Below are 19,193 nucleotides of genomic sequence, written 5' to 3'. Positions count from 1 at the left end.
GGATTCGTCGAAAGGGGGACAGGCAAGATAGCAAAGGCGGCCGCGCGGCCGGAGGCGCAGGGCCGTGCCTCATCCGGCGCCGGGTTTCGCGCGGGCGCCGAACAGCGCCGTGCCCACGCGCACCACGGTGGCGCCCTCGGCCACGGCGAGCTCGATGTCGTCGCTCATGCCCATCGACAGGGTGTCGATGCCGGGATGCGCGGCGGCCAGCGCCTCGAACAGGCCGCGCATGCGCGCGAAGGCGTGGCGGCGCGCGGCCGCGTCGGGCGAGGGCGCCGGAATCGCCATCAGTCCGCGCAGGCGCAGGCGCGGCGCGGCGGCGACGGCGGCGGCCAGCGCCGGCACGTCCCGCGGCGCGCAGCCGTGCTTGCTGGCCTCCCCGTCGATGTTGACCTGGATCAGCACGTTGAGCGCCGGCCGCTCGGCGGGGCGGTGGCGGGCGAGGGCATCGACCAGCTTGGCGCGGTCCACGGTCTGCACCCAGTCGAAGGCGGCGGCGGCCTCGCGCGCCTTGTTCGATTGCAGGTGGCCGATCAGATGCCATTCCAGCGGCAGCGCGCGCAGTTCGGCCTGCTTGGCCAGGGCCTCCTGCACGTAGTTCTCGCCGAACGCGCGCTGGCCCGCGGCCGCGAGCTCGGCCACCGCGGCGGCCGGCTGCGTCTTGGAGACGGCGAGCAGGCGCGGCGCCGGCCGGCCGGCCGCGCGCGCGGCATCGGCGAGCCGTTGCGTGACGCTGTGCAGGGCTTGGGCAAGCAAAGCCGGCTATCCTCCATAAGATTGTGCGGCTGGATACCGCCCCTGGGACGGGGGCTATACTGCCGCCGGGGACCCATCCATTCCAGTGGGCTGTGCCAGGGGAGCACGCGTGGATATTGCCGAACTGTTGGCGTTTTCCGTCAAGAACAAGGCGTCCGACCTGCATTTGTCGGCCGGGCTGCCGCCGATGATCCGCGTCGACGGCGACGTGCGCCGGATCAATATTCCGGCGCTGGACCACAAGCAGGTGCACGCGCTGGTCTACGACATCATGTCGGACAAGCAGCGCCGCGACTACGAGGAGTTCCTCGAGGTCGACTTCTCCTTCGAGATCCCGGGCCTGGCGCGCTTCCGCGTCAACGCCTTCAACCAGAACCGCGGTGCCGGCGCGGTGTTCCGCACCGTGCCCTCGGAGGTGCTCTCGCTCGAGGACCTCGGCTGCCCGCCCATATTCCGCGACCTGATCGACCAGCCGCAGGGCCTGATCCTGGTCACCGGGCCGACCGGCTCGGGCAAGTCGACCACGCTGGCGGCGATGGTCGACCACATCAACAAGAACGAGTACGGGCACATCCTCACCATCGAGGACCCGATCGAGTTCGTGCACACCGCGCAGAAGTGCCTGGTCAACCAGCGCGAGGTGCACCGCGACACGCACGGCTTCAACGAGGCGCTGCGCTCGGCGCTGCGCGAGGACCCGGACTACATCCTGGTCGGCGAGTTGCGCGACCTGGAAACCATCCGCCTGGCGCTGACCGCGGCCGAGACCGGCCACCTGGTGTTCGGCACCCTGCACACCTCCAGCGCCGCCAAGACCATCGACCGCATCATCGACGTGTTCCCCGCCGGCGAGAAGCCGATGGTGCGCTCGATGCTGTCGGAGTCGCTGCGCGCGGTGATCTCGCAGGCGCTGCTGAAGAAGGTCGGCGGCGGACGCACCGCGGCCTGGGAAATCATGGTCGGCATCCCCGCCATCCGCAACCTGATCCGCGAGGACAAGGTCGCGCAGATGTACTCCTCGATCCAGACCGGCCAGCAGCACGGCATGATGACGCTCGACCAGCACCTGCAGGACCTGGTCAAGCGCGGTCTGGTGACACGCGCGCAGGCGAAGGAATACGCCAAGGACAAGCGCTTGTTCGAGTAAGCCGGAGAGGGGAGGCGCGGGGCACCGCCTGGTGCCGCGTCCGCCTCTTCCCGTCCCCCGTCTCCAGGAGTTTTCCCATGAGCAGCAGCATCGACTTCACCTCGTTCCTCAAGCTGATGGCCCACCAGAAGGCCTCGGACCTGTTCATCACCGCCGGCATGCCGCCGTCGATGAAGGTCAACGGCAAGATCGCGCCCATCTCGCAGACGCCGCTGACGCCGCAGCAGAGCCGCGACCTGGTGCTCAACGTGATGTCGCCGCCGCAGCGCGAGGAGTTCGAGCGCACCCACGAGTGCAACTTCGCCATCGGCGTGTCCGGCGTGGGCCGCTTTCGCGTCAGCTGCTTCTACCAGCGCAACCAGGTGGGCATGGTGCTGCGCCGGATCGAGACCCGCATCCCGACGGTGGAGGAGCTGAGCCTGCCGCCGATCGTCAAGACGCTGGCGATGACCAAGCGCGGCATCATCGTCTTCGTCGGCGCCACCGGCACCGGCAAGTCGACCTCGCTCGCGGCGATGATCGGCTACCGCAACCAGAACTCGACCGGCCACATCATCACCATCGAGGATCCGATCGAGTTCGTGCACAAGCACGAGGGCTGCATCATCACCCAGCGCGAGGTCGGCATCGACACCGACAGCTGGGAGGCGGCGCTGAAGAACACCCTGCGCCAGGCGCCGGACGTGATCATGATCGGCGAGGTGCGCACCCGCGAGGGCATGGACCACGCGATCGCCTTCGCCGAGACAGGCCACCTGGTGCTGTGCACCCTGCACGCCAACAACGCCAACCAGGCGATGGACCGCATCATCAACTTCTTCCCCGAGGACCGCCGCAAGCAGCTGCTGATGGACCTCTCGCTCAACCTCAAGGGCGTGGTCGCGCAGCAGCTGATCCCCACGCCCGACGGCAAGGGGCGGCGCGTGGCGATGGAGATCCTGCTCGGCACGCCGCTGGTGCAGGACTACATCCGCGAGGGCGAGGTGCACAAGCTCAAGGAAGTGATGAAGGAATCCACCAACCTGGGCATGAAGACCTTCGACCAGAGCCTGTTCGAGCTGTACCAGTCCGGCGACATCAGCTACGAGGACGCGCTGCGCTACGCCGACTCGGCCAACGAGGTACGCCTGTCGATCAAGCTCGCCCAGGGCGGCGACGCGCACACGCTGGCCAAGGGCCTGGACGGGGTGGAAGTGGCGGAAGTGCGCTGAGGGCGCATCCGGCTGGTCAGGCGGCGCGGCCGCTGGCATCGTGGCCGGCATGACCGCCCCCGCCTCCGGCGCCTACGCGCGCCGCCTCGGTCCCTGGGACGCCGCGATGATCGTCATCGGCGGCGTGATCGGGGCCGGCATCTTCCGCACGCCGGCGACCGTGGCCGAGCGCACCGACGCGGGCTGGCAGATCCTGCTGCTGTGGACGGTCGGCGGCCTGCTTACCCTGGCCGGCGCGCTCAGCTACGCCGAGCTCGGCGCCCGCCGCCCGCAGGCCGGCGGCACCTACATCTACCTGCGCGAGGCCTTCGGCCAGCTGCCGGCGTTCCTGTTCGGCTGGACGATGGCGCTGATCAACTATCCGGGCAGCATCGCGGCGGTGGCCACCACCTTCGCCGACTACCTGTGCACGGCGCTGGCGCTGCCGCCCTACTGGATCAAGCCGGTGGCGGCGGGCGCGATCGCCTTCCTGGTCGGCGTCAACCTGTTCGGCATCCGCGCCGGCGCCTGGGTGCAGAACCTGTTCACCCTGCTCAAGCTGGGCGTGGTGGTGATGCTGGTGGTGGTCGGGCTGGTGCTGGCGCGCGGCCATCTGGGCGGGATCCTGGAGACCGATGCCATGCATCCGGTCTCGGCGGGCACCTTCGTCAGCGCGATCGTGCCGGTGCTGTTCACCTATGGCGGCTTCCACTATCTCAACGACCTGGCCGGCGAGGTGCGCGACCCGCACCGCACCCTGCCGCGCGCGCTGGCGATGGGCATGGTCGGCGTGGTGCTGTGCTACGTGCTGGTCAACGTCGCCTATCTCGCCGGGCTCGGCCACGCCGGCCTGGCCGGCAGCCGGGCGCCCGCGGCCGACCTGATGAGCCGGCTGTTCGGCGCCGGCGGCGCGACGCTGGTGGCGGTCGGCATCGCCTGCTCGACGTTCGGCTACTGCAACATCGCCATCGCCGGCGGTGCCCGCGTGCTGCAGACCATGGGCGCGGACGGCATGTTCTTCCGCGCGGTGGGGCGCGTGGAGCCGCGCACGCGCGCGCCGCAGGTCGCGCTGCTGGCGCTGGGCGCGTGGGCGATCGCGCTGGCGCTGTCCGGCAGCTTCGGCCAGCTGCTCAACTACACCACGGTCGGCGAATGGCTCTCGCATGCCTTCGGCATCGCCACGCTGTTCTGGTATCGCCGCGTCCTGGCCGACGAGCCGCCGCCCTATCGCGTGCCGGGGTACCCGTGGGTGCCGCTGCTGTTCGTGCTCACCGTGCCGGGCGTGCTGCTGGCCACGGCGCTGGACAACCCGCACGACGTCGGCATGAGCCTGGTGGTGATCGCGCTCGGCGTGCCGGTGTACGCCGCCTGGCGGGCATGGCTGCGCCGCACGGAGCGATAGGCGCCGCGGATCGCGGCGATCGCCCCGGTCATGCGGCGGTCATGCGCGGCGAAAACGCCGGCGTAGGGGCTGCAACAGTCTGTTGTCGGCTCTCCGGGCTTGGGAAAAGCCCCCGCGATCCCCTTATCCTTATCGCGACCTTTACTTGACCTGGCGGACAATACCGCCTTTCCCGAACAGGAGAACGCACGTGGCCCACACCCTCCCCGAACTGCCGTACGCCTACGACGCGCTCGAGCCGAACATCGACGCGAAGACGATGGAGATCCACTACACCAAGCACCACCAGGCCTACATCAACAACCTCAACAAGGCGCTGGAAGGCAGCGACCTGGCCGACAAGCCGGTCGAGGCGCTGATCGTCGACCTGGAGGCGGTGCCGGAGAAGATCCGCGGTGCGGTGCGCAACAACGGCGGCGGCCACGCCAACCACAGCCTGTTCTGGACGGTGATGTCGCCCAAGGGCGGCGGCAAGCCGGTGGGCAAGGTGGCCGAGCGCATCGACGGCGACCTGGGCGGTTTCGACAAGTTCAAGGAAGCCTTCACCCAGGCGGCGGTAAGCCGGTTCGGCAGCGGCTGGGCCTGGCTGAGCACCGACAAGAGCGGCAAGCTGCTGGTGGAAAGCAGCGCCAACCAGGACAGCCCGCTGATGAAGGGCATCGGCTCCGGCAACACGCCGATCCTCGGCCTGGACGTGTGGGAGCACGCCTACTACCTGAAGTACCAGAACCGCCGTCCGGAATACATCGAGGCGTTCTACAACGTGGTCGACTGGAACGAGGTCGAGCGCCGCTACCAGGCCGCGATCGGCTAAGACCCGGTGCGTCTCGCGGGCCCTTCGCAACGAAGGGCCCGCTGCGGCAACGCGCGACACCTCGCTCCCGGCCCCCCGCAGCGGATTCCCGTCAGGAAGCCCGCATCCAGCTCGGCGGCGGCCGCAGCTTCTCGATCCTGCGCTGCACCGGGCAATCCGCGCGGTGCGCCCCGGGCAGGTAGCCCAGGCTCATCAGGAACTCGCCGGTGATCTCGCCGCCGGTGAACTTGAACGTCTGCTTGAACAGCTTGACCCATGCCGCCTTGTCGCGCGTCCGGCCCTGCGGCCGCGCATGGGCGTCGAGCCAAGCGGCGAAGCCGCCGTGGGAGGCGCGCAGGCCGCGCACGATTCCGGCATTGTGGATGGCGGCATCGACCTTGAGGCGATTGCGGATGATGCCCGGATCGGCCAGCAGCCGTTCGCGGTCGCGCTGCCCGTAATCGGCGATCGTGTCGACGTCGAAGCCGTCGTAGGCGCGGCGGAACGCCTCGCGCTTGCGCAGGACGGTTTCCCAGCTCAGGCCGGCCTGGTTGATCTCCAGCAGCAGACGCTCGAACAGCGCGGCTTCCTCGCGCTGCGGGAACCCGTACTCGCGCTCGTGGTAGGGGCCGTGCAGCGGATGGCCGGGCGCGATATCGCAATAGCTGGACATGCGCGCAGGATAGCGGATGCCGGCCGCGCCGGCGCCGCGCGCGGCCGCGCGGACCGGACCGCCAGGGTTGCGGGGGATGCGCGCTCGGGCGACCATGGGGGGACCGCCACCGGAAAGCGCCCCATGGAAATCGCCGATCATCGCGTCGCCACCGTCCATTTCACGCTCACCGACGAACAGGGCCAGCAGATCACCACCACGCGCGGACACGATCCGCTGGTGTATCTGCACGGCACGGGCAGGATCGTCCCCGCCCTGGAGGAGGCGCTGAACGGCAAGCAGCCGGGCGAGCGCTTCACGGTCACGGTCACGCCCGAGCAGGGCTTCGGGCCGCGCCACGAGGAACTGGTGCAGACGCTGCCGCTGAGCATGCTGGGCGAGAACGCCGCGGTGCCCAAGATCGGCGCCAAGCTGCGCGCGCAAACCGGTCGCGGGCCGCTGGACGTGGTCGTGACCGCGGTGGCGGGCGACCAGATCACCGTGGACGGCAACAATCCGCTCGCCGGGCGCACCTTCCAGGCGGATGTGGAAGTGCTCGACGTCCGCCTGGCCACGCCGCAGGAAATCCAGACGGGGCTCTGAATCCGCGGAGCGCGGCCGTCGCAGGAGCGCCGGAGCGGGCGCCGATGCGGTGTAGGCGTTGTTTTCGCGTGACGGCGGCCGCGCCGCCGCGCCATCGGCCGCTACCGCCCGCGCGCGGACGCGCGCTTCGTTTTAGAATGCGCGCATGTCCAGCATGTCGCTCCCGCTCGCCAATCAGCTGCTGATCGCGCTGCCCTCGCTCGAGGATCCGAATTTCTCGCGCTCGGTCGCCCTGATCTGCCAGCACGACGGCGATGGCGCCATGGGCGTGGTGGTCAACCGCGCCTCCGAATACACCCTGGGCGACGTGCTGCAGCAGATGGGCATCGCCAGCGACGACCTCGCGCTGCGCGGCCAGGCCGTGCTGGCCGGCGGGCCGGTGCATCCCGAGCGCGGCTTCGTGATCCACGACGGCGAGCGGGCCTGGGATTCCAGCCTGGCGATCGCCGAGGGGCTGTACGTGACCACCTCGCGCGACGTGCTGGAAGCCATCGCCCGCGGCGAGGGGCCCGAGCGCGTCGCGGTGGCGCTGGGCTGCGCCGGCTGGGGCGCCGGACAGCTGGAATACGAGCTCACCGAGAACAGCTGGCTGACCGCGCCGGCCGATGCCGAGCTGCTGTTCGCCACGCCGCTGGAGGCGCGCTGGCAGGCCGCCGCCGGGCGCATCGGCGTCGACATGACGCGCATGGCCGATTACGCCGGCCACGCCTGACCCCGCCCCGTGGATCCCCAGGCCGCCGACGCGATCAAGCCCGACGGCACCGTGCTCGGCTTCGACGTCGGCGCGCGCCGCATCGGCGTCGCCGTGGGCAGCGCCTTCGGCCACGGGGCGCGCGCGCTGGCGGTGATCGACGTGCACGGCGAGCACGTGGACTGGAACGCCATCGACCGCCTGCAGCGCGAGTGGCGGCCGGACGGCTTCGTGGTCGGCGATCCGATGACGCTCGACGGCGGCGACCAGCCGATCCGCCGGCGCGCGCACGATTTCGCCCGCGAGCTGCAGGCGCGCTACGCCAAGCCGGTGGTGCTGATGGACGAGCGCGCCAGCTCGATCGAGGCCGCGCAGCGCTTCGCCGTCGATCGCGCCGAGGGCCGCAGGCGGCGCCGCGACGCGGCGGCGCTGGACGCGGTCGCGGCGGCGGTGATCGTCGAGCGCTGGCTGGCCGCGCCGCAGGATGCGATCGCCTTGCCCTGACTTCGATCCTCCGATTCGCATAGTTCGATCCCCGCCTCGCTCCCGCGCGGAGACGGCGCCACCCAGTCCCGGATTCCTCCGCATGTCCCCACAATTCGATGAACGCGGCCGCCTGATCCACCTGCTCACCCTGGAAGGCCTGCCGCGCACGGCGCTGCTGGCGCTGCTCGATCGCGCCCAGGCCATCGCCGAAGGCAGCGCCGACCGCAAGGCGCTCGAGGGCGTGGGCGTGTGCACGCTGTTCTTCGAGCCGTCCACGCGCACGCGCCTGAGCTTCCAGCGCGCGGCGCAGCGGCTGGGCGCGGACGTGCTCAATTTCGACGCCGCCACCTCGTCCACCACCAAGGGCGAGACCGCGCTGGACACGCTGAAGAACATCGAGGCGATGGGCGTGCGCGGTTTCGTGGTGCGCCATTCCGGCGACGGCGCGGTGGCGGCGCTGGCCGGGGCCGCCGGCCCGGGCACGTCGTTGCTCAACGCCGGCGACGGCCGCAGCGCGCATCCCACCCAGGGCCTGCTCGACATGCTGACGCTGCGCCAGGCCAAGGGCGCGGATTTCGCCGGCCTGCGCGTGCTGATCGTCGGCGACGTCAAGCATTCGCGCGTGGCGCGCTCGGACCTGCACGCCCTGCGCACGCTCGGCGCCGGCGACATCCGCGTCTGCGCGCCGCGATCGCTGCTGCCCGAGGACGGTACGCTCGAAGGATGCACGGTGACGCAGGACTTCGATGCGGCGCTGGAGGGCGTCGATGCGGTGATGATGCTGCGCCTGCAGCGCGAGCGCATGGAGGAAGGACTGGTCGCCTCGCTCGAGGACTATCACCGCGACTACGGGCTCAGTGCCGCGCGCCTGGCGCGGGCCGACGCCGACGCCGTGGTGTTGCACCCGGGGCCGATGAACCGCGGCGTGGAGATCGACAGCGACGTCGCCGACGGGCCGCGCTCGCTGATCCTGCGCCAGGTCGCCAATGGCGTGGCGGTGCGGATGGCGGTATTGGAGGCGTTGCTGGGGTGAGGGCGCGCGTGCCTGGCGGACGCCCTCAAGGCGTCTGCTGCGTGCCCGAACGCCCGGCCATGGATGGCCGGGCAGGGGCGTCCGGAAGTTAAAGGTGTTGAGCCAGGGATGGCATCGATCGTGATTCGTCTGAAACGTTGTCGCCATTCATGGCGCGACATTGCCGACTTCGGATCGTCCGGCCTATCGCCGCGCTGACGGCGCGGCTCTAAATCCATGGCCGGGCCATCGCTGCGCTGCCCGCGCAGCTCGATGTCGCCACAGTCGATGCCGATAGGGCATCGACTAAGCGTGGCTCCTCACCCAAACACCACCATCGTTTGGCGGCTCAGGGCCACCGGCACGCCGCCCGGACCCCAGAGCGTCAGGCCCTGGTTGGTGTAGCCCTCGCGCGCGGCGATCAGTTCGGCGTCCACGCGCCAGCCGCTCGCGCCGAGATCGTCGTAGCGGTCGCGCAGCAGTTCGATCATCCAGGTCAGCGAGCTGCCGGCTACGGGCGCGGCCAGCATGTTCAGCGCGATCGGCGGGATGTAGTCGGCCAGTGCCAGCACATGCGTCTCGTCGAGCATGGCGCCGTCCTCGTCCAGCAGGTCGAGCTCCAGCACCTGGCGGGTCTCGGCGCTGCCCGACAGCGGCAGGCTGCCCTGCAGCCAGCGCGCGGCGAAGTGCTGGGTGAAGCTGGGCATCAGCCCGGGCACGTAGGGCAGGCCGAACGGGGCGGGCATGCTGCGCGGCATGTCCGGGGGCGTGATGCCGGGCAGGTGCGGCAGCGCGATCTGCGCGCCTTCGGCGACCGGCGGTTGCCGCGGCATCACCTCGACCTGCGAGGCGCGGGCGGCGCCGTACACGCCGATCGCCAGGCACAGCGTCTGTTCGCCGGAGACGATGCGCGCCTCCAGCTGCTGCACGTTCTTGCCGGTGCGCAGCACCTGGGCGCGCAGCTCGACCGGGCCGGCCGGCACCGGGGCCAGGAAGGCGGTCTGCAGGCTGCGCAGCGGCAAGCCGGGCGGGAGCAGGTCGCGCATCGCGCGCGCCGCGAGCGCGGCCTGCAGGCCGCCGAACAGGCTGCGGCCCTGCTGCCAGTCCTCGGAGACCTCCGCGCGCCAGAGTTCGCCCTGGCGGCGCATGCCGCGCATCAGTTCGGAAAAGCGCATCGCCGGGTCTCCTGCGGCCGGGGGTGGCCTGCGCGGAGCTTACCATACGGATAGGTATGGAGTTAGCGGCGCTGCGCGAACAGCCAGTCCCAGAGCGCCGGGGTCGCGTAGGCCGGGTCCCAGGCGTTGTGGCCCACGCCGGGCAGTTCGGTATGCCGCGCGTCGCGGGCCCGGGCGGCGCGAAAGGCGGCGATCAGCTTGCGGTCGTCCTCGGGCGGCACGACGTCGTCGGCGCCGCCGTGGAAGATCCAGACCGGGATCTGGCGCAGGCGTCCGGCGACGGTGGCGAACGGATCCGGGTCGTCGGCCACCTGGGTGACGAACAGGGCGCGGGCGTCGTGCACGCGCGTGATGCCGCCGCAGATCGGGACCAGCGCGGCGAAGCGTCCCGGCGCGCGCAGCGCGAGTTCCCAGGTGCCGTAGCCGCCCATCGACAGGCCGGTGAGGTAGGTGCGGTCGCGGTCGCCGCCGAATTCAACGCTCGCCGCGTCGAGCGCGGCCAGGGCGACGGCCGCGCTGCCGCCGTACCACTCCTCGTCCTCGGGCACCTGCGGGAACACCACGATCGCGGGGAAGGCGTCGGCATGCGCGCGCACGTAGGGGCCGAGGCCCGACTGCGTCTGCCTGAGCCCGTCGTCGCCGCGTTCGCCCGAGCCGTGCAGGAACAGGATGACCGGCGGCTGCGCGCCGCCGGCGCGCCGCGACGGCACGAACACCTGGTAGCGGCGGGTCGCGCCGTTCACGGTGACCTCGCGCACAAGGAATCGGCCTTCCGCGGCCTGGTCCCGGTCAGTCCGCATGGTGCCGTGACGGCAAGCGCCGAGCAGAAGGGCGAGCAGGACGAGTGACAGCAGGGACGCGATGGCGCGCGCACGGGCGCTTGGGAATTGCATGGCATGCCTCATCGGTGCGGCGGGGGAGGTCCATCAGGGGGTGATCCGCGAGATTCAGCGCAGCAGGATCAGCGTCGCCAGGCCCAGGAAGCTCAGGAAGCCCATCACGTCGGTGATGGTGGTGAGGATCACGCCGCCGGCCAGCGCCGGGTCGAAGCCCATGCGCTTGAGCGTGATCGGCACCAGCACGCCGCCCAGCGCGGCCGAGCACAGGTTGATGGTCAGCGCGCTGGCGATCACCAGCGACAGCGAGAAGTCGCGGTACCAGAGGAAGACGATGCTCCCCAGCAGCACGCCGAGGGTGATGCCGTTGATCAGGGCGACGCGGATCTCCTTCCAGAGCAGGGTGGTGGCGTTGGAGCGGCCGATCTGCCCGAGCGCGAGGCCGCGCACCATCAGCGCCAGCACCTGGGTGCCGGCGTTGCCGCCCATGCCGGCGACGATCGGCATCAGCACGGCCAGCGCCACGATCTTCTCGATGGTGTGCTCGAAGCGCCCGACCACGCTGGCGGCCAGGAACGCGGTGCCGAGATTCACGCCGAGCCAGATCAGGCGGCGGCGAAAGGCCCGGCGCACCGGGCTGAACATGTCCTCGTCCTCGTCCAGGCCGGCGGCGGAGAACGCCTGGTGCTCGGCCTGTTCGCGGATGATGTCGACCACGTCGTCGATGGTGATGCGGCCGAGCAGGATGTTGTTCTCGTCCACCACCGGGGCGCTGATCCAGTCGTGGTCGGAGAACTGCCGGGCCACTTCCTCGGCCGATTCGCCGACGTCGATGGCCGGCTGCTCGTCGTCGACCAGGGTGTTGATCGGCGTGTTGCTCTCGTGGGTGAGCAGCGACTGCAGCGCGATGCGCCCCAGGTACTGGTGGCGGCGGCTGACCACGTACAGGTGGTCGGTATGCTCGGGCAGCTCGCCGCGCAGGCGCAGGTAGCGCAGCACGACGTCCACGGTGGTGTCGGCGCGCACCGTCACCACGTCCGGGTTCATCAGGCGGCCGGCGGTGTCCTCCTCGTAGGACAGCACCTGTTCCAGGCGCTCGCGGTTCTCGCGGTCCATCGACTTGAGCACCTCGTCGATGACCGTGTCCGGCAGGTCCTCGACCAGGTCGGCGAGGTCGTCGATGTCCAGGTCCTCGACCGCGGCGACGATCTCGTCCGGGTCCATGTCCGCGATCAGGCTTTCGCGCACCTCGTCGCCGACGTGCACCAGCACCTCGCCGTCGTCCTCCGGATCGACCAGGCCCCAGACGATCTCGCGCTTGCCGGGGGGCAGGGATTCGAGGAGGTTGCCGATTTCCGCCGGGGCCAGGGTATTGACCAGCCGCCGCACCGGGCCGAGGCGGCCGCTGTCGAGCGCATCCGAGAGCAGGCGCAGCTGGCGCGCGGTTTTGTCGTGGCGGACGGCTTCGGCCATTCGATACTTCCGTGGCGGCGTCGCGGCACGCGGGCGCGACAGGTTCAGGCGTTCATGGCCGCATTATCGCCCGCGCGCCGCGCGATGCCTACCCTGGGCGCCGGCTCAGCGCGGCGGCGCGCCGCCGCCGCCGGTATTGGCCGCGCGCAGCCAGTCCTCGATCGCGTCCCGGTCGCGCGCCCGCAGCAGCGCCCGCGCGCCCGCGCGCAGGCCGGCGAGGTCGTAGGCGCGGATCGCGCGGCGCACTTCCAGCAGCGTGCCCGGGTGCAGGCTGAACTCCTCCAGCCCCAGCGCCAGCAGCAGCGGCGTGAACAGCGGATCGCCGGCCATTTCGCCGCACACGGCCACGGGCTTGCCGCGCCGCCTGGCGATGCGGATCACGTCGGAGAGCAGGCGCAGCACCGCCGGGTGCATGGGCGTGTGCAGTTCGGCCAGCGCCTCGTTGCCGCGGTCGGTGGCGAGCAGGTACTGCACCAGGTCGTTGGTGCCGATCGAGATGAAATCGACGGTGCCGATGAGCGAGGGCAGGGCGATCGCGGCCGCCGGCACCTCGATCATGGCGCCGAGCGGGACGCGTTCGGCGATCTCGTGGCCTTCCCGGCGCAGCTGCTCGCCCGCGCGCTGGATCAGCCGCTTCACCGCCAGCATCTCCTCGCGGGTGGTGACCATCGGCACCAGGATGCGCACCGCGCCGTAGCCGGAGGCGCGCAGGATCGCGCGCAGCTGGGTCTCGAACACGTCGCGCCGCGCCAGCGACAGGCGCACGCCGCGCACGCCGAGCGCGGGGTTGGGCTCGTTGGTCAGCGCCAGGCCGGTCCGGTCGGCCTTGTCGGCGCCGACATCGAGGGTGCGGATGGTGACGGCGCGCCCGGTCATGCCGATCGCGACGTCGCGGTAGGCGCGGAACTGCTCCTCCTCGTCCGGCAGCTCGCTGCGCTGCAGGAACAGGAACTCGGTGCGGTACAGGCCCACGCCGGCGGCGCCGAGCGCATGCGCCTCGGCCACGTCCTCGCGCGATTCGGCGTTGGCGTAGAGCTTGATGTCGGCGCCGTCCAGCGTGCGCGAGGGCTCGCGCCGCAGCCGGTACAGCTGCTTGCGCTCGCGCTTCTCCTCGCGCAGGCGCTGGCGGTGCGCGCGCAGGTCGTCGGCGCCGGGTTCGACCACCAGCTGGCCGCTGCCGCCGTCGACCACCAGCACGTCGCCGTCGTTGACCGTCTGCAGCGCCTGCGCCGCGCCCACCACCAGCGGCAGGTGCAGGCTGCGCGCCAGGATCGCGCTGTGCGAGAGCGTGCTGCCGGCGGCGGTAACGATCGCCAGCACGCCCTGGGCCTGCAACTGCACCAGTTCCGACGGCGCGACGTTGTCGGTGACCAGGATCTCGCCGGCGACGCCCTGCAAGTCGGCGTCGCGGCGATGCAGCGCGGCGTGCAGCCGGCCGATGACGTGGTCGATGTCGTCGATGCGGCTGCGCAGGTAGGCATCGTCCATGGCCTCGAACACGCTGGCCAGGCGGTCGCGCTGCAGGCGCAGGGCGTAGTCGGCGCTGTAGCGCCCCTGGCGGATCAGGGTGTCCAGGCCCTGCAGCAGCTCGGGGTCGTCGAGCAGCAGGGCGTGCATGTCGAGGAACTCGCCGACCTCGTGGGCGAGCGCGCCGTGCAGGCGCTGCCGGGTGGCCTGCATTTCCGCCTGCACCACCACGATGGCTTCGTGCAGCCGCTCGATCTCGGCCTCGACGGCATCGGCGGCGATGTGCTCCTCGGCCACCTCCAGCGCGTGCGGAAGCCGCACGCGCGCCCGGCCCAGGGCATTGCCTCGCGACGCGCCGTGGCCGAGGAGGACTTGCCGCATTCAGAGCCTGCCCATGGCGCTCGCATGGCCTGCGCCGCGGTCGTGCGCGTGCGGGACAAGGAAGAGTGAGGGAGTGGATGCCGATCCACGAGCGAGTGATGACGCAGCCCCGCGCGCGCACGGCCGCGGCCCATCGGGTTGTCCCGGAATGGCCGCCGTGCGGCGCCTCTGGGCCTGGCCTTGCGGGCAGCAGGACACTGCGCCGCGCGGCACGATCTGGCGGCCATTCCGGGACAACGCGGGCGATGCGAGCGCCATGGCAGGTTCTAACCCTCCTCGTCGAAACGCCTGTCGAACAGCGCCGCCACCGCGTCCACCGCGGCGGCCTCGTCCTCGCCCTCCACGCGCAGCACCACCGGCGTGCCGAAGCCGGCCGCCAGCAGCATCACGCCCATGATGCTCTTGGCGTTCACCTCGCGGCCCTTGGCCGTGAGCGTGGCGCTGCAGCGGTGGCCGGACAGCACCTGCACCAGCTTGGCGGTGGCGCGGGCGTGCAGGCCGAGCTTGTTGGACACGATCAGTTCGCGTTCGATCATCTCAGTGCCTGTCTCTCGTGTGGCGTGGCGTGGCGCGGCATCGTGTACGCATCCTTGTGCTAGGCATCGTCATGGACCACGCCGTTGCGGGCGCCGGCGGCGGCGACCGCGGGCAGTTCGTCGAGCGGAAGCTCGGGGTAGTTCAGCACGCGCAGCAGCATCGGCAGGTTCAACGCCGAGACCCGCCGCACCGGCGTGCCCAGGCGCGCCAGCTTCGCGGCCAGGTTGCTGGGCGTGGCGCCGTACAGGTCGGTCAGCACCAGCACCCCGTCGCCGCCGTCGGCGCGCCGCAGCGCGGCGCTGGCCTGGGGCAGCAGCGCGTCGGGATCCCCGTCGAAGGGCACCTCGAACGCCTCGACCTTCAGCGGCAGGTTGCGCAGCAGCGCCGTCGCCACCGCCAGCAGCGCGGTGCCGATGCCCTGATGGGTGACGAGGAGGATGCCGACGGCCATGGGATCAACTTAACAGACATGCATGGCAGGCCGGTAGCCGGTGCGCCGATCCGGCTCACGCGCCGTTTCGGGCGATGCGCCAGAGAACGCCGGACGGGTCGGTCAGCCTGAAATCCCGCATGCCCCACGGCCGTTGCTCGATCTCCGAGACGGCCACGCCGTACCTCGCCGGGATGTCCGCGTGCAGGATCCTGCCGTGCCATGCGTCGGCGTTTTCGACCAGCAGATGCATGACCAGGTTGCGGCGAAGGCTTCGCCGTAGAAGTCCTGCAGCAGGAAGCCGACTTCGCCGAGCCGGAAATGGACGAGATCGCCGGCATCGACTCCGGGGACGAAGCCGAGGTCGGCATAGAAGGCCTCCGACGCGGCGAAGTCCCTGGCCGGAACGAAGGCCTTGAGCGCCAGGGCGCGCAGGTTCTGCATGATGTCGGTCCCGGGCGGAACCGCGCGCTCACTCGAGTTCGCGGTGGTAGGTGGACACGTCGGCCCAGCCGGCCGCGCGCGCGTGCTCGGCCAGCTTCTCGGCCAGGTAGACCGAGCGGTGGCGACCGCCGGTGCAGCCGAAGGCGACGGTGACGTAGCTGCGGGTGCTGGAGTGCATGCGCGGCAGCCAGGTGTCGAGCAGGCCGGTGATCTGGGCGATGTACTCGTTGACCTCCGGCTGCGTCTCCAGGTACTCGCGCACGCCGGCGTCGCGCCCGGACAGCGGCCGCAGCCGCGCGTCCCAGTGCGGGTTGGGCAGCATGCGCGCGTCGAACAGGAAGTCCGCGTCCGGCGGCACGCCGCGGCGGTAGGCGAAGGACTCGAACAGCAGCGACAGCGGCAGATCGCGCTCCAGGTCGAGCTCGTAGCGCATGCGCCGGCGCAGCTGGTGCACGTTGAGGTCGCTGGTGTCGATGATGACGTCGGCCAGGGCGCGCAGCGGCTTGAGGATCTGCCGCTCCAGCGCGATCGCATCGCCCAGCGCCAGGCCGCGCTGGCTCAGCGGATGGCGGCGACGGGTGTCGGCGTAGCGCTTGAGCAGCACCTCGTCGCGGGTGTCGAAGAACACCAGCTTCGGGTCGAGGCCGAGCGCGCCCACCGCGGACAGCCACTGTGGAATGTTGTCCAGGTTGCTCTGGCGGTTGCGCACGTCGATGCCGACCGCCATGCGCTGCGGAGCGCCGTGGTCGCGCGCGACGCGCTCGATGAAATCCGGCAGCAGCTCCGGCGGCAGGTTGTCGGCGCAGTAGAAATCCAGGTCCTCGAGGGTGTGCAGCGCCACCGACTTGCCGCTGCCGGACATGCCGCTGACGATGAGGAGCACGGGAGGGGGCGAGATGTCCATGAAGCGGCTGGAGGCGCCGGTTGCGCGCCCGTTTTCCGGGGATGGCCTGGCGGGCCGTGCGTGCAAGGATGCCGCAATGCTTCCGCCGAGTTCAAGTCAGCCAGATGACCCGGGCCCGCATGGCGCGATGGCGCAGAACCCCGGCTCGCGGCGGACCTCGATGCGTTCGACGCAGGCGCGGCCGCCGCTGCCGGGAGCATGCGCCTGCGGCCGCGGCAGGAGCTTCACCAGCACGTCCTTGCGCGCGTAATAGGCGTATTGCGGCGGATAGCCGTTCTCGACGGCATAGGACGCCGGCATCCGCGCGAAGCCGCCGCGCCGCAAGCCGTCGACATAGGCGTCGAAATCCGGCTCGCAGACCGGCCCCATGTCGGCATGGGCGTCGCGGTTGTCGAATTCGTAGGCGACCGAGCGGTCGGCGGCCAGCGGATTGGGACTGCCGGGATCGTCGGAGAACTGGATCGAGTAGTACCAGCCCGAGTCCGGCAGCAGCATGACGAAGCTGCCGATGCCGGACGAGGAGGAGGCGAAGGGCGGCAGGCGCATCGCGGCGGCCACTCGCGATGACGACAGGTCGTTGAACCATTCCAGGCCGTCGATCAATTGCAGGAAGCGCCGGCCCATTTCCGCCGGCGCGAGTTCCGGGTAGCCGTCCGGGGTCGGGGTATGCGGCCGTCCGTCCTGGTCCGCGGGCGCGCGCGCGACGGGCGGGCCCGCGGCCGGCGTTCGCGCGGCGTCCAGGGATTGCGGGCAGGCCGACAGCAGCAGCGCGGCGGCAATCGCCGCCGCCAGCGCGCCGAACGCGTGCGGCGGCGCGATGCCGAATCCGGGGCGATCGGCGTCCCGCGGCGTCACGAGCCGTCGCGGTCGCCGCGCTCGAGGAAGTGCGAATGCCGCGCCATGAACGCCGCGGCCGGATCCACGCCCTTGGCGCGCAGGATGTGGGTGCGCGTGGCCGCCTCGGTCAGCACGGCGAGGTTGCGGCCGGGCATCACCGGCAGGGTGATCATGGGCACGTCGAGGTCGAGCACCTGGCGCACGCCGAGATCGCCGGTGAGCCGGTGCATGCCGTCGCTCTCGGTGCCGGGCTCGGTGTTGGGCCGGCTCAGGTGCACGATCAGGCGCAGGTACTTGTTCCGCTTCACGGCGGTGTCGCCGAACATCTGGCGGATGTTGAGCACGCCCAGCCCGCGCAGCTCCAGCAGGTCCTGCAGCAGCTCCGGGCAGGTGCCGTCGAGCACGTCGGGCGCGATCTGGGTGAATTCGGGCGCGTCGTCGGCGACCAGGCGATGCCCGCGCGTGACCAGTTCCAGCGCCAGCTCGCTCTTGCCCGAGCCCGACTCGCCGGTGATCAGCACGCCGATGGAATAGATCTCCATGAACACGCCGTGCAGGGTCACGCGCGGCGCCAGTTCGCGGGCCAGGTAGTACTGGATGTGGTTGAGCAGCTCGTGGCCGCGCTTGGGCGAGGTCCACAGCGGCGTGTCGGACTCCTCGGCGGCGCGGCGCAGGTCCTCCGGACAGATCTGGTCCTTGCTGATCACCAGCGCCAGCGGCCGGTACTGCATGAGCTTTTCGATCGTCTCCCAGCGCAGGCGCGAGTCCAGGCCGTCGAGCCAGGCCAGCTCCTCGGTGCCCAGGATCTGCACCTTGTTGGGATAGATGATGTTGAGATAGCCGGCCAGCGACGGGCGCCGGGCCACCGTCTCCACCGCTTCGAGCACGCGCGAGTCGCCGCGCTGCCCGGCCAGCTGGCGCAGGCCGAGGCGATCGCGGAGCTGGTCGAACAGGTCGCGTGCACTGAGGCTGGCGTTCATCGCTGTGCCGGGAAGGAGGTCATGGGGACTGCGCGTCTCCGAGCAGGAGCCCGCACAGGGCGGGGCGGTCGCGCGCCTCGCGCAGGGCCTGCCGGAAGCGCGCATCGGAAAAATGATCGGCCAGTTCCGACAGCGCCTGCAAGTGCAGCTCCGGCGAATGCTCGGGCACGCCGAGCGCGAACACCAGGTCGACCGGCGACGCGCCGTTGCCGAAATCCACGGCGTGGCCGAGCCGCAGGAAGGCGCCGCGCGGCGCGTCGAAGGCGTCGCCGCGCGCATGCGGGATGGCGACGCCGCAGCCGATCGCGGTGCAGCACTGCCGTTCGCGCTCGCGCAGCGCGCGGGCGATGCCCGGGGCGAGCGCCGGCGAGGCGTCGGACAGCAGGCGCGCGGCGGCGTCGAGGACGCTGTCGCGGTCGCACGGATCGGCGAGCAGGGCAATGCGCTCGGGCGCGAGCAGGGCGGTGAGCGGCATCGGGATGCGGTCTGCGGAGTGGGGCGGTGAGGCGCGATGGCCGTGCCTGCGCGGCGTGCCCGGCTCCGGGCCGCCTTGCGCCCGCGGAAGCCGGCGTCCGGGGCCGCGGCCGATGCCCGCGGGCGCCGGCTGGGCGCGGCCCCTTGCGGTCAGGCGAAGTCGCCGTTGCGCGCGGCGTTCTCGCCGCGGTGATGGTCGACGATCTTGCTCTTGTGCTTCATCAGCAGGCGGTCGAGCTTGTCGGCGAGCAGGTCGATCGCCGCATACATGTCGACGGCGTTGGCGTCGGCGTGCAGGGTCTTGCCGGCCAGGTTGACGGTGGCTTCGGCGCAGTGGTTCGGCTTGTCGAGGCTGAGCTGGGTCCGGACGTCGAAGGGCTGGTCGAAGTGGCGGGAGAGGCGCTGCAGCTTGGTCTCGACGTAATCGCGCAATGCGGGAGTGACTTCGATTTGCTGACCGTGGGTCTCGATACGCATCCGCTTCTCCTTCTCGACTGGGACGGCTGCCAGCATCGCGCCATCT

22 protein-coding genes are annotated in these 19,193 nt (G+C 71.0%); 8 read left to right on the top strand and 14 right to left on the bottom strand.

Annotation, left to right across the window (positions count from 1 at the left end; translation table 11 throughout):
* Positions 1–69: 69 nt before the first annotated feature.
* Positions 70–756, bottom strand: a complete 687-nt coding sequence (locus tag MD221_RS09640; RefSeq protein WP_425602246.1) for a YggS family pyridoxal phosphate-dependent enzyme — start codon at positions 754–756, stop codon at positions 70–72.
* A 109-nt stretch (positions 757–865) separates the two neighbouring features.
* Here MD221_RS09640 and MD221_RS09635 point away from each other — a divergent pair, with 109 nt between their 5' ends.
* The 4 genes from MD221_RS09635 (at position 866) to MD221_RS09620 (ending at position 5,309) form a co-directional block, all read left to right on the top strand.
* Positions 866–1,903: a type IV pilus twitching motility protein PilT gene (locus MD221_RS09635; RefSeq protein WP_242111266.1), complete on the top strand. Its 1,038-nt coding sequence runs from the start codon at positions 866–868 to the stop codon at positions 1,901–1,903.
* A gap of 77 nt (positions 1,904–1,980) precedes the next feature.
* Positions 1,981–3,114 (top strand): PilT/PilU family type 4a pilus ATPase, encoded by a 1,134-nt coding sequence (locus tag MD221_RS09630; protein WP_242111263.1) that lies wholly within the window; start codon positions 1,981–1,983, stop codon positions 3,112–3,114.
* Positions 3,115–3,163: 49 nt separating this feature from the next.
* The gene (locus MD221_RS09625; protein WP_242111260.1) at positions 3,164–4,495 is read left to right on the top strand and encodes an APC family permease; all 1,332 of its coding nucleotides are present in this window, start codon (positions 3,164–3,166) and stop codon (positions 4,493–4,495) included.
* A gap of 190 nt (positions 4,496–4,685) precedes the next feature.
* Positions 4,686–5,309, top strand: coding sequence for a superoxide dismutase (locus MD221_RS09620; RefSeq protein ID WP_242111256.1), 624 nt, complete (start codon positions 4,686–4,688; stop codon positions 5,307–5,309).
* Positions 5,310–5,400: 91 nt separating this feature from the next.
* Here MD221_RS09620 and MD221_RS09615 read toward each other — a convergent pair whose 3' ends face one another.
* Positions 5,401–5,961, bottom strand: coding sequence for a DNA-3-methyladenine glycosylase I (locus tag MD221_RS09615; RefSeq protein ID WP_242111253.1), 561 nt, complete (start codon positions 5,959–5,961; stop codon positions 5,401–5,403).
* Positions 5,962–6,084: 123 nt separating this feature from the next.
* On the opposite strand from MD221_RS09615, the gene MD221_RS09610 reads away from it, so the two are divergent.
* The 4 genes from MD221_RS09610 to MD221_RS09595 all read left to right on the top strand — a co-directional run bounded on the left by MD221_RS09610 (position 6,085) and on the right by MD221_RS09595 (position 8,753).
* Positions 6,085–6,543 (top strand): FKBP-type peptidyl-prolyl cis-trans isomerase, encoded by a 459-nt coding sequence (locus tag MD221_RS09610; protein ID WP_242111250.1) that lies wholly within the window; start codon positions 6,085–6,087, stop codon positions 6,541–6,543.
* 145 nt (positions 6,544–6,688) lie between these two features.
* The gene (locus MD221_RS09605; RefSeq protein ID WP_242111246.1) at positions 6,689–7,255 is read left to right on the top strand and encodes a YqgE/AlgH family protein; all 567 of its coding nucleotides are present in this window, start codon (positions 6,689–6,691) and stop codon (positions 7,253–7,255) included.
* 9 nt (positions 7,256–7,264) lie between these two features.
* A complete protein-coding gene (ruvX, locus tag MD221_RS09600; RefSeq protein WP_242111243.1) occupies positions 7,265–7,738 on the top strand; it encodes a Holliday junction resolvase RuvX in 474 nt (157 codons plus the stop codon).
* An 82-nt stretch (positions 7,739–7,820) separates the two neighbouring features.
* Entirely contained in the window at positions 7,821–8,753 is a 933-nt protein-coding gene (locus MD221_RS09595; protein ID WP_242111240.1) for an aspartate carbamoyltransferase catalytic subunit, read from the top strand.
* A gap of 299 nt (positions 8,754–9,052) precedes the next feature.
* Here the strand turns inward: MD221_RS09595 and MD221_RS09590 are convergent, their stop codons facing one another.
* The 12 genes from MD221_RS09590 to hpf form a co-directional block, all read right to left on the bottom strand.
* Positions 9,053–9,907 (bottom strand): acyl-CoA thioesterase, encoded by an 855-nt coding sequence (locus MD221_RS09590; protein WP_242111237.1) that lies wholly within the window; start codon positions 9,905–9,907, stop codon positions 9,053–9,055.
* A gap of 62 nt (positions 9,908–9,969) precedes the next feature.
* The gene (locus MD221_RS09585; RefSeq protein WP_425602245.1) at positions 9,970–10,800 is read right to left on the bottom strand and encodes a carboxylesterase family protein; all 831 of its coding nucleotides are present in this window, start codon (positions 10,798–10,800) and stop codon (positions 9,970–9,972) included.
* Positions 10,801–10,854: 54 nt separating this feature from the next.
* Positions 10,855–12,216 carry a magnesium transporter gene (gene mgtE / locus MD221_RS09580; RefSeq protein ID WP_242111232.1) on the bottom strand — a complete coding sequence of 454 codons (1,362 nt, stop codon included), beginning with the start codon at positions 12,214–12,216 and terminating at the stop codon, positions 10,855–10,857.
* Positions 12,217–12,321: 105 nt separating this feature from the next.
* Positions 12,322–14,064, bottom strand: coding sequence for a phosphoenolpyruvate--protein phosphotransferase (gene ptsP / locus MD221_RS09575; RefSeq protein WP_242111228.1), 1,743 nt, complete (start codon positions 14,062–14,064; stop codon positions 12,322–12,324).
* 266 nt (positions 14,065–14,330) lie between these two features.
* A complete protein-coding gene (locus MD221_RS09570; protein WP_242111225.1) occupies positions 14,331–14,600 on the bottom strand; it encodes an HPr family phosphocarrier protein in 270 nt (89 codons plus the stop codon).
* Between the two features lie 59 nt (positions 14,601–14,659).
* Positions 14,660–15,052: a PTS sugar transporter subunit IIA gene (locus MD221_RS09565; protein WP_242111220.1), complete on the bottom strand. Its 393-nt coding sequence runs from the start codon at positions 15,050–15,052 to the stop codon at positions 14,660–14,662.
* Between the two features lie 102 nt (positions 15,053–15,154).
* Positions 15,155–15,475, bottom strand: a complete 321-nt coding sequence (locus tag MD221_RS09560; protein WP_339328420.1) for a VOC family protein — start codon at positions 15,473–15,475, stop codon at positions 15,155–15,157.
* A 28-nt stretch (positions 15,476–15,503) separates the two neighbouring features.
* Complete coding sequence (gene rapZ, locus MD221_RS09555) at positions 15,504–16,379, bottom strand: RNase adapter RapZ (RefSeq protein WP_242111218.1); 876 nt, start codon at positions 16,377–16,379, stop codon at positions 15,504–15,506.
* A gap of 96 nt (positions 16,380–16,475) precedes the next feature.
* On the bottom strand, positions 16,476–17,234 hold the full coding sequence (locus MD221_RS09550; protein WP_242111200.1) for a hypothetical protein: 759 nt from the start codon (positions 17,232–17,234) through the stop codon (positions 16,476–16,478).
* On the bottom strand, positions 17,231–18,196 hold the full coding sequence (gene hprK, locus MD221_RS09545; RefSeq protein WP_242111198.1) for an HPr(Ser) kinase/phosphatase: 966 nt from the start codon (positions 18,194–18,196) through the stop codon (positions 17,231–17,233). The genes MD221_RS09550 and hprK overlap by 4 nt, the downstream gene beginning before the upstream one ends.
* A 19-nt stretch (positions 18,197–18,215) precedes the next feature.
* On the bottom strand, positions 18,216–18,671 hold the full coding sequence (locus MD221_RS09540; protein WP_242111190.1) for a PTS sugar transporter subunit IIA: 456 nt from the start codon (positions 18,669–18,671) through the stop codon (positions 18,216–18,218).
* Positions 18,672–18,820: 149 nt separating this feature from the next.
* Positions 18,821–19,147, bottom strand: a complete 327-nt coding sequence (gene hpf, locus MD221_RS09535; protein ID WP_242111189.1) for a ribosome hibernation-promoting factor, HPF/YfiA family — start codon at positions 19,145–19,147, stop codon at positions 18,821–18,823.
* Positions 19,148–19,193: the final 46 nt, after the last annotated feature.

It is taken from the genome of Luteimonas aquatica (assembly GCF_022662575.1).
Taxonomy (GTDB): domain Bacteria; phylum Pseudomonadota; class Gammaproteobacteria; order Xanthomonadales; family Xanthomonadaceae; genus Luteimonas; species Luteimonas aquatica.
The sequence above is the reverse complement of the archived record's forward strand: the minus strand, read 5'-3'. Positions and strand labels throughout refer to the sequence as shown.

What these genes read in the sequence shown, in the direction of transcription:
- MD221_RS09630 (WP_242111263.1), top strand. Translation starts at nt 1,981, where the DNA reads ATGAGCAGCAGCATCGACTTCACCTCGTTCCTCAAGCTGATGGCCCAC.
- MD221_RS09625 (WP_242111260.1), top strand. Translation starts at nt 3,164, where the DNA reads ATGACCGCCCCCGCCTCCGGCGCCTACGCGCGCCGCCTCGGTCCCTGG.
- MD221_RS09615 (WP_242111253.1), bottom strand. Translation starts at nt 5,961, where the DNA reads ATGTCCAGCTATTGCGATATCGCGCCCGGCCATCCGCTGCACGGCCCC.
- MD221_RS09610 (WP_242111250.1), top strand. Translation starts at nt 6,085, where the DNA reads ATGGAAATCGCCGATCATCGCGTCGCCACCGTCCATTTCACGCTCACC.
- MD221_RS09605 (WP_242111246.1), top strand. Translation starts at nt 6,689, where the DNA reads ATGTCCAGCATGTCGCTCCCGCTCGCCAATCAGCTGCTGATCGCGCTG.
- MD221_RS09595 (WP_242111240.1), top strand. Translation starts at nt 7,821, where the DNA reads ATGTCCCCACAATTCGATGAACGCGGCCGCCTGATCCACCTGCTCACC.
- MD221_RS09590 (WP_242111237.1), bottom strand. Translation starts at nt 9,907, where the DNA reads ATGCGCTTTTCCGAACTGATGCGCGGCATGCGCCGCCAGGGCGAACTC.
- MD221_RS09585 (WP_425602245.1), bottom strand. Translation starts at nt 10,800, where the DNA reads ATGCAATTCCCAAGCGCCCGTGCGCGCGCCATCGCGTCCCTGCTGTCA.
- mgtE (WP_242111232.1), bottom strand. Translation starts at nt 12,216, where the DNA reads ATGGCCGAAGCCGTCCGCCACGACAAAACCGCGCGCCAGCTGCGCCTG.
- ptsP (WP_242111228.1), bottom strand. Translation starts at nt 14,064, where the DNA reads ATGCGGCAAGTCCTCCTCGGCCACGGCGCGTCGCGAGGCAATGCCCTG.
- MD221_RS09570 (WP_242111225.1), bottom strand. Translation starts at nt 14,600, where the DNA reads ATGATCGAACGCGAACTGATCGTGTCCAACAAGCTCGGCCTGCACGCC.
- MD221_RS09565 (WP_242111220.1), bottom strand. Translation starts at nt 15,052, where the DNA reads ATGGCCGTCGGCATCCTCCTCGTCACCCATCAGGGCATCGGCACCGCG.
- MD221_RS09560 (WP_339328420.1), bottom strand. Translation starts at nt 15,475, where the DNA reads ATGCAGAACCTGCGCGCCCTGGCGCTCAAGGCCTTCGTTCCGGCCAGG.
- rapZ (WP_242111218.1), bottom strand. Translation starts at nt 16,379, where the DNA reads ATGGACATCTCGCCCCCTCCCGTGCTCCTCATCGTCAGCGGCATGTCC.
- hprK (WP_242111198.1), bottom strand. Translation starts at nt 18,196, where the DNA reads ATGAACGCCAGCCTCAGTGCACGCGACCTGTTCGACCAGCTCCGCGAT.
- MD221_RS09540 (WP_242111190.1), bottom strand. Translation starts at nt 18,671, where the DNA reads ATGCCGCTCACCGCCCTGCTCGCGCCCGAGCGCATTGCCCTGCTCGCC.
- hpf (WP_242111189.1), bottom strand. Translation starts at nt 19,147, where the DNA reads ATGCGTATCGAGACCCACGGTCAGCAAATCGAAGTCACTCCCGCATTG.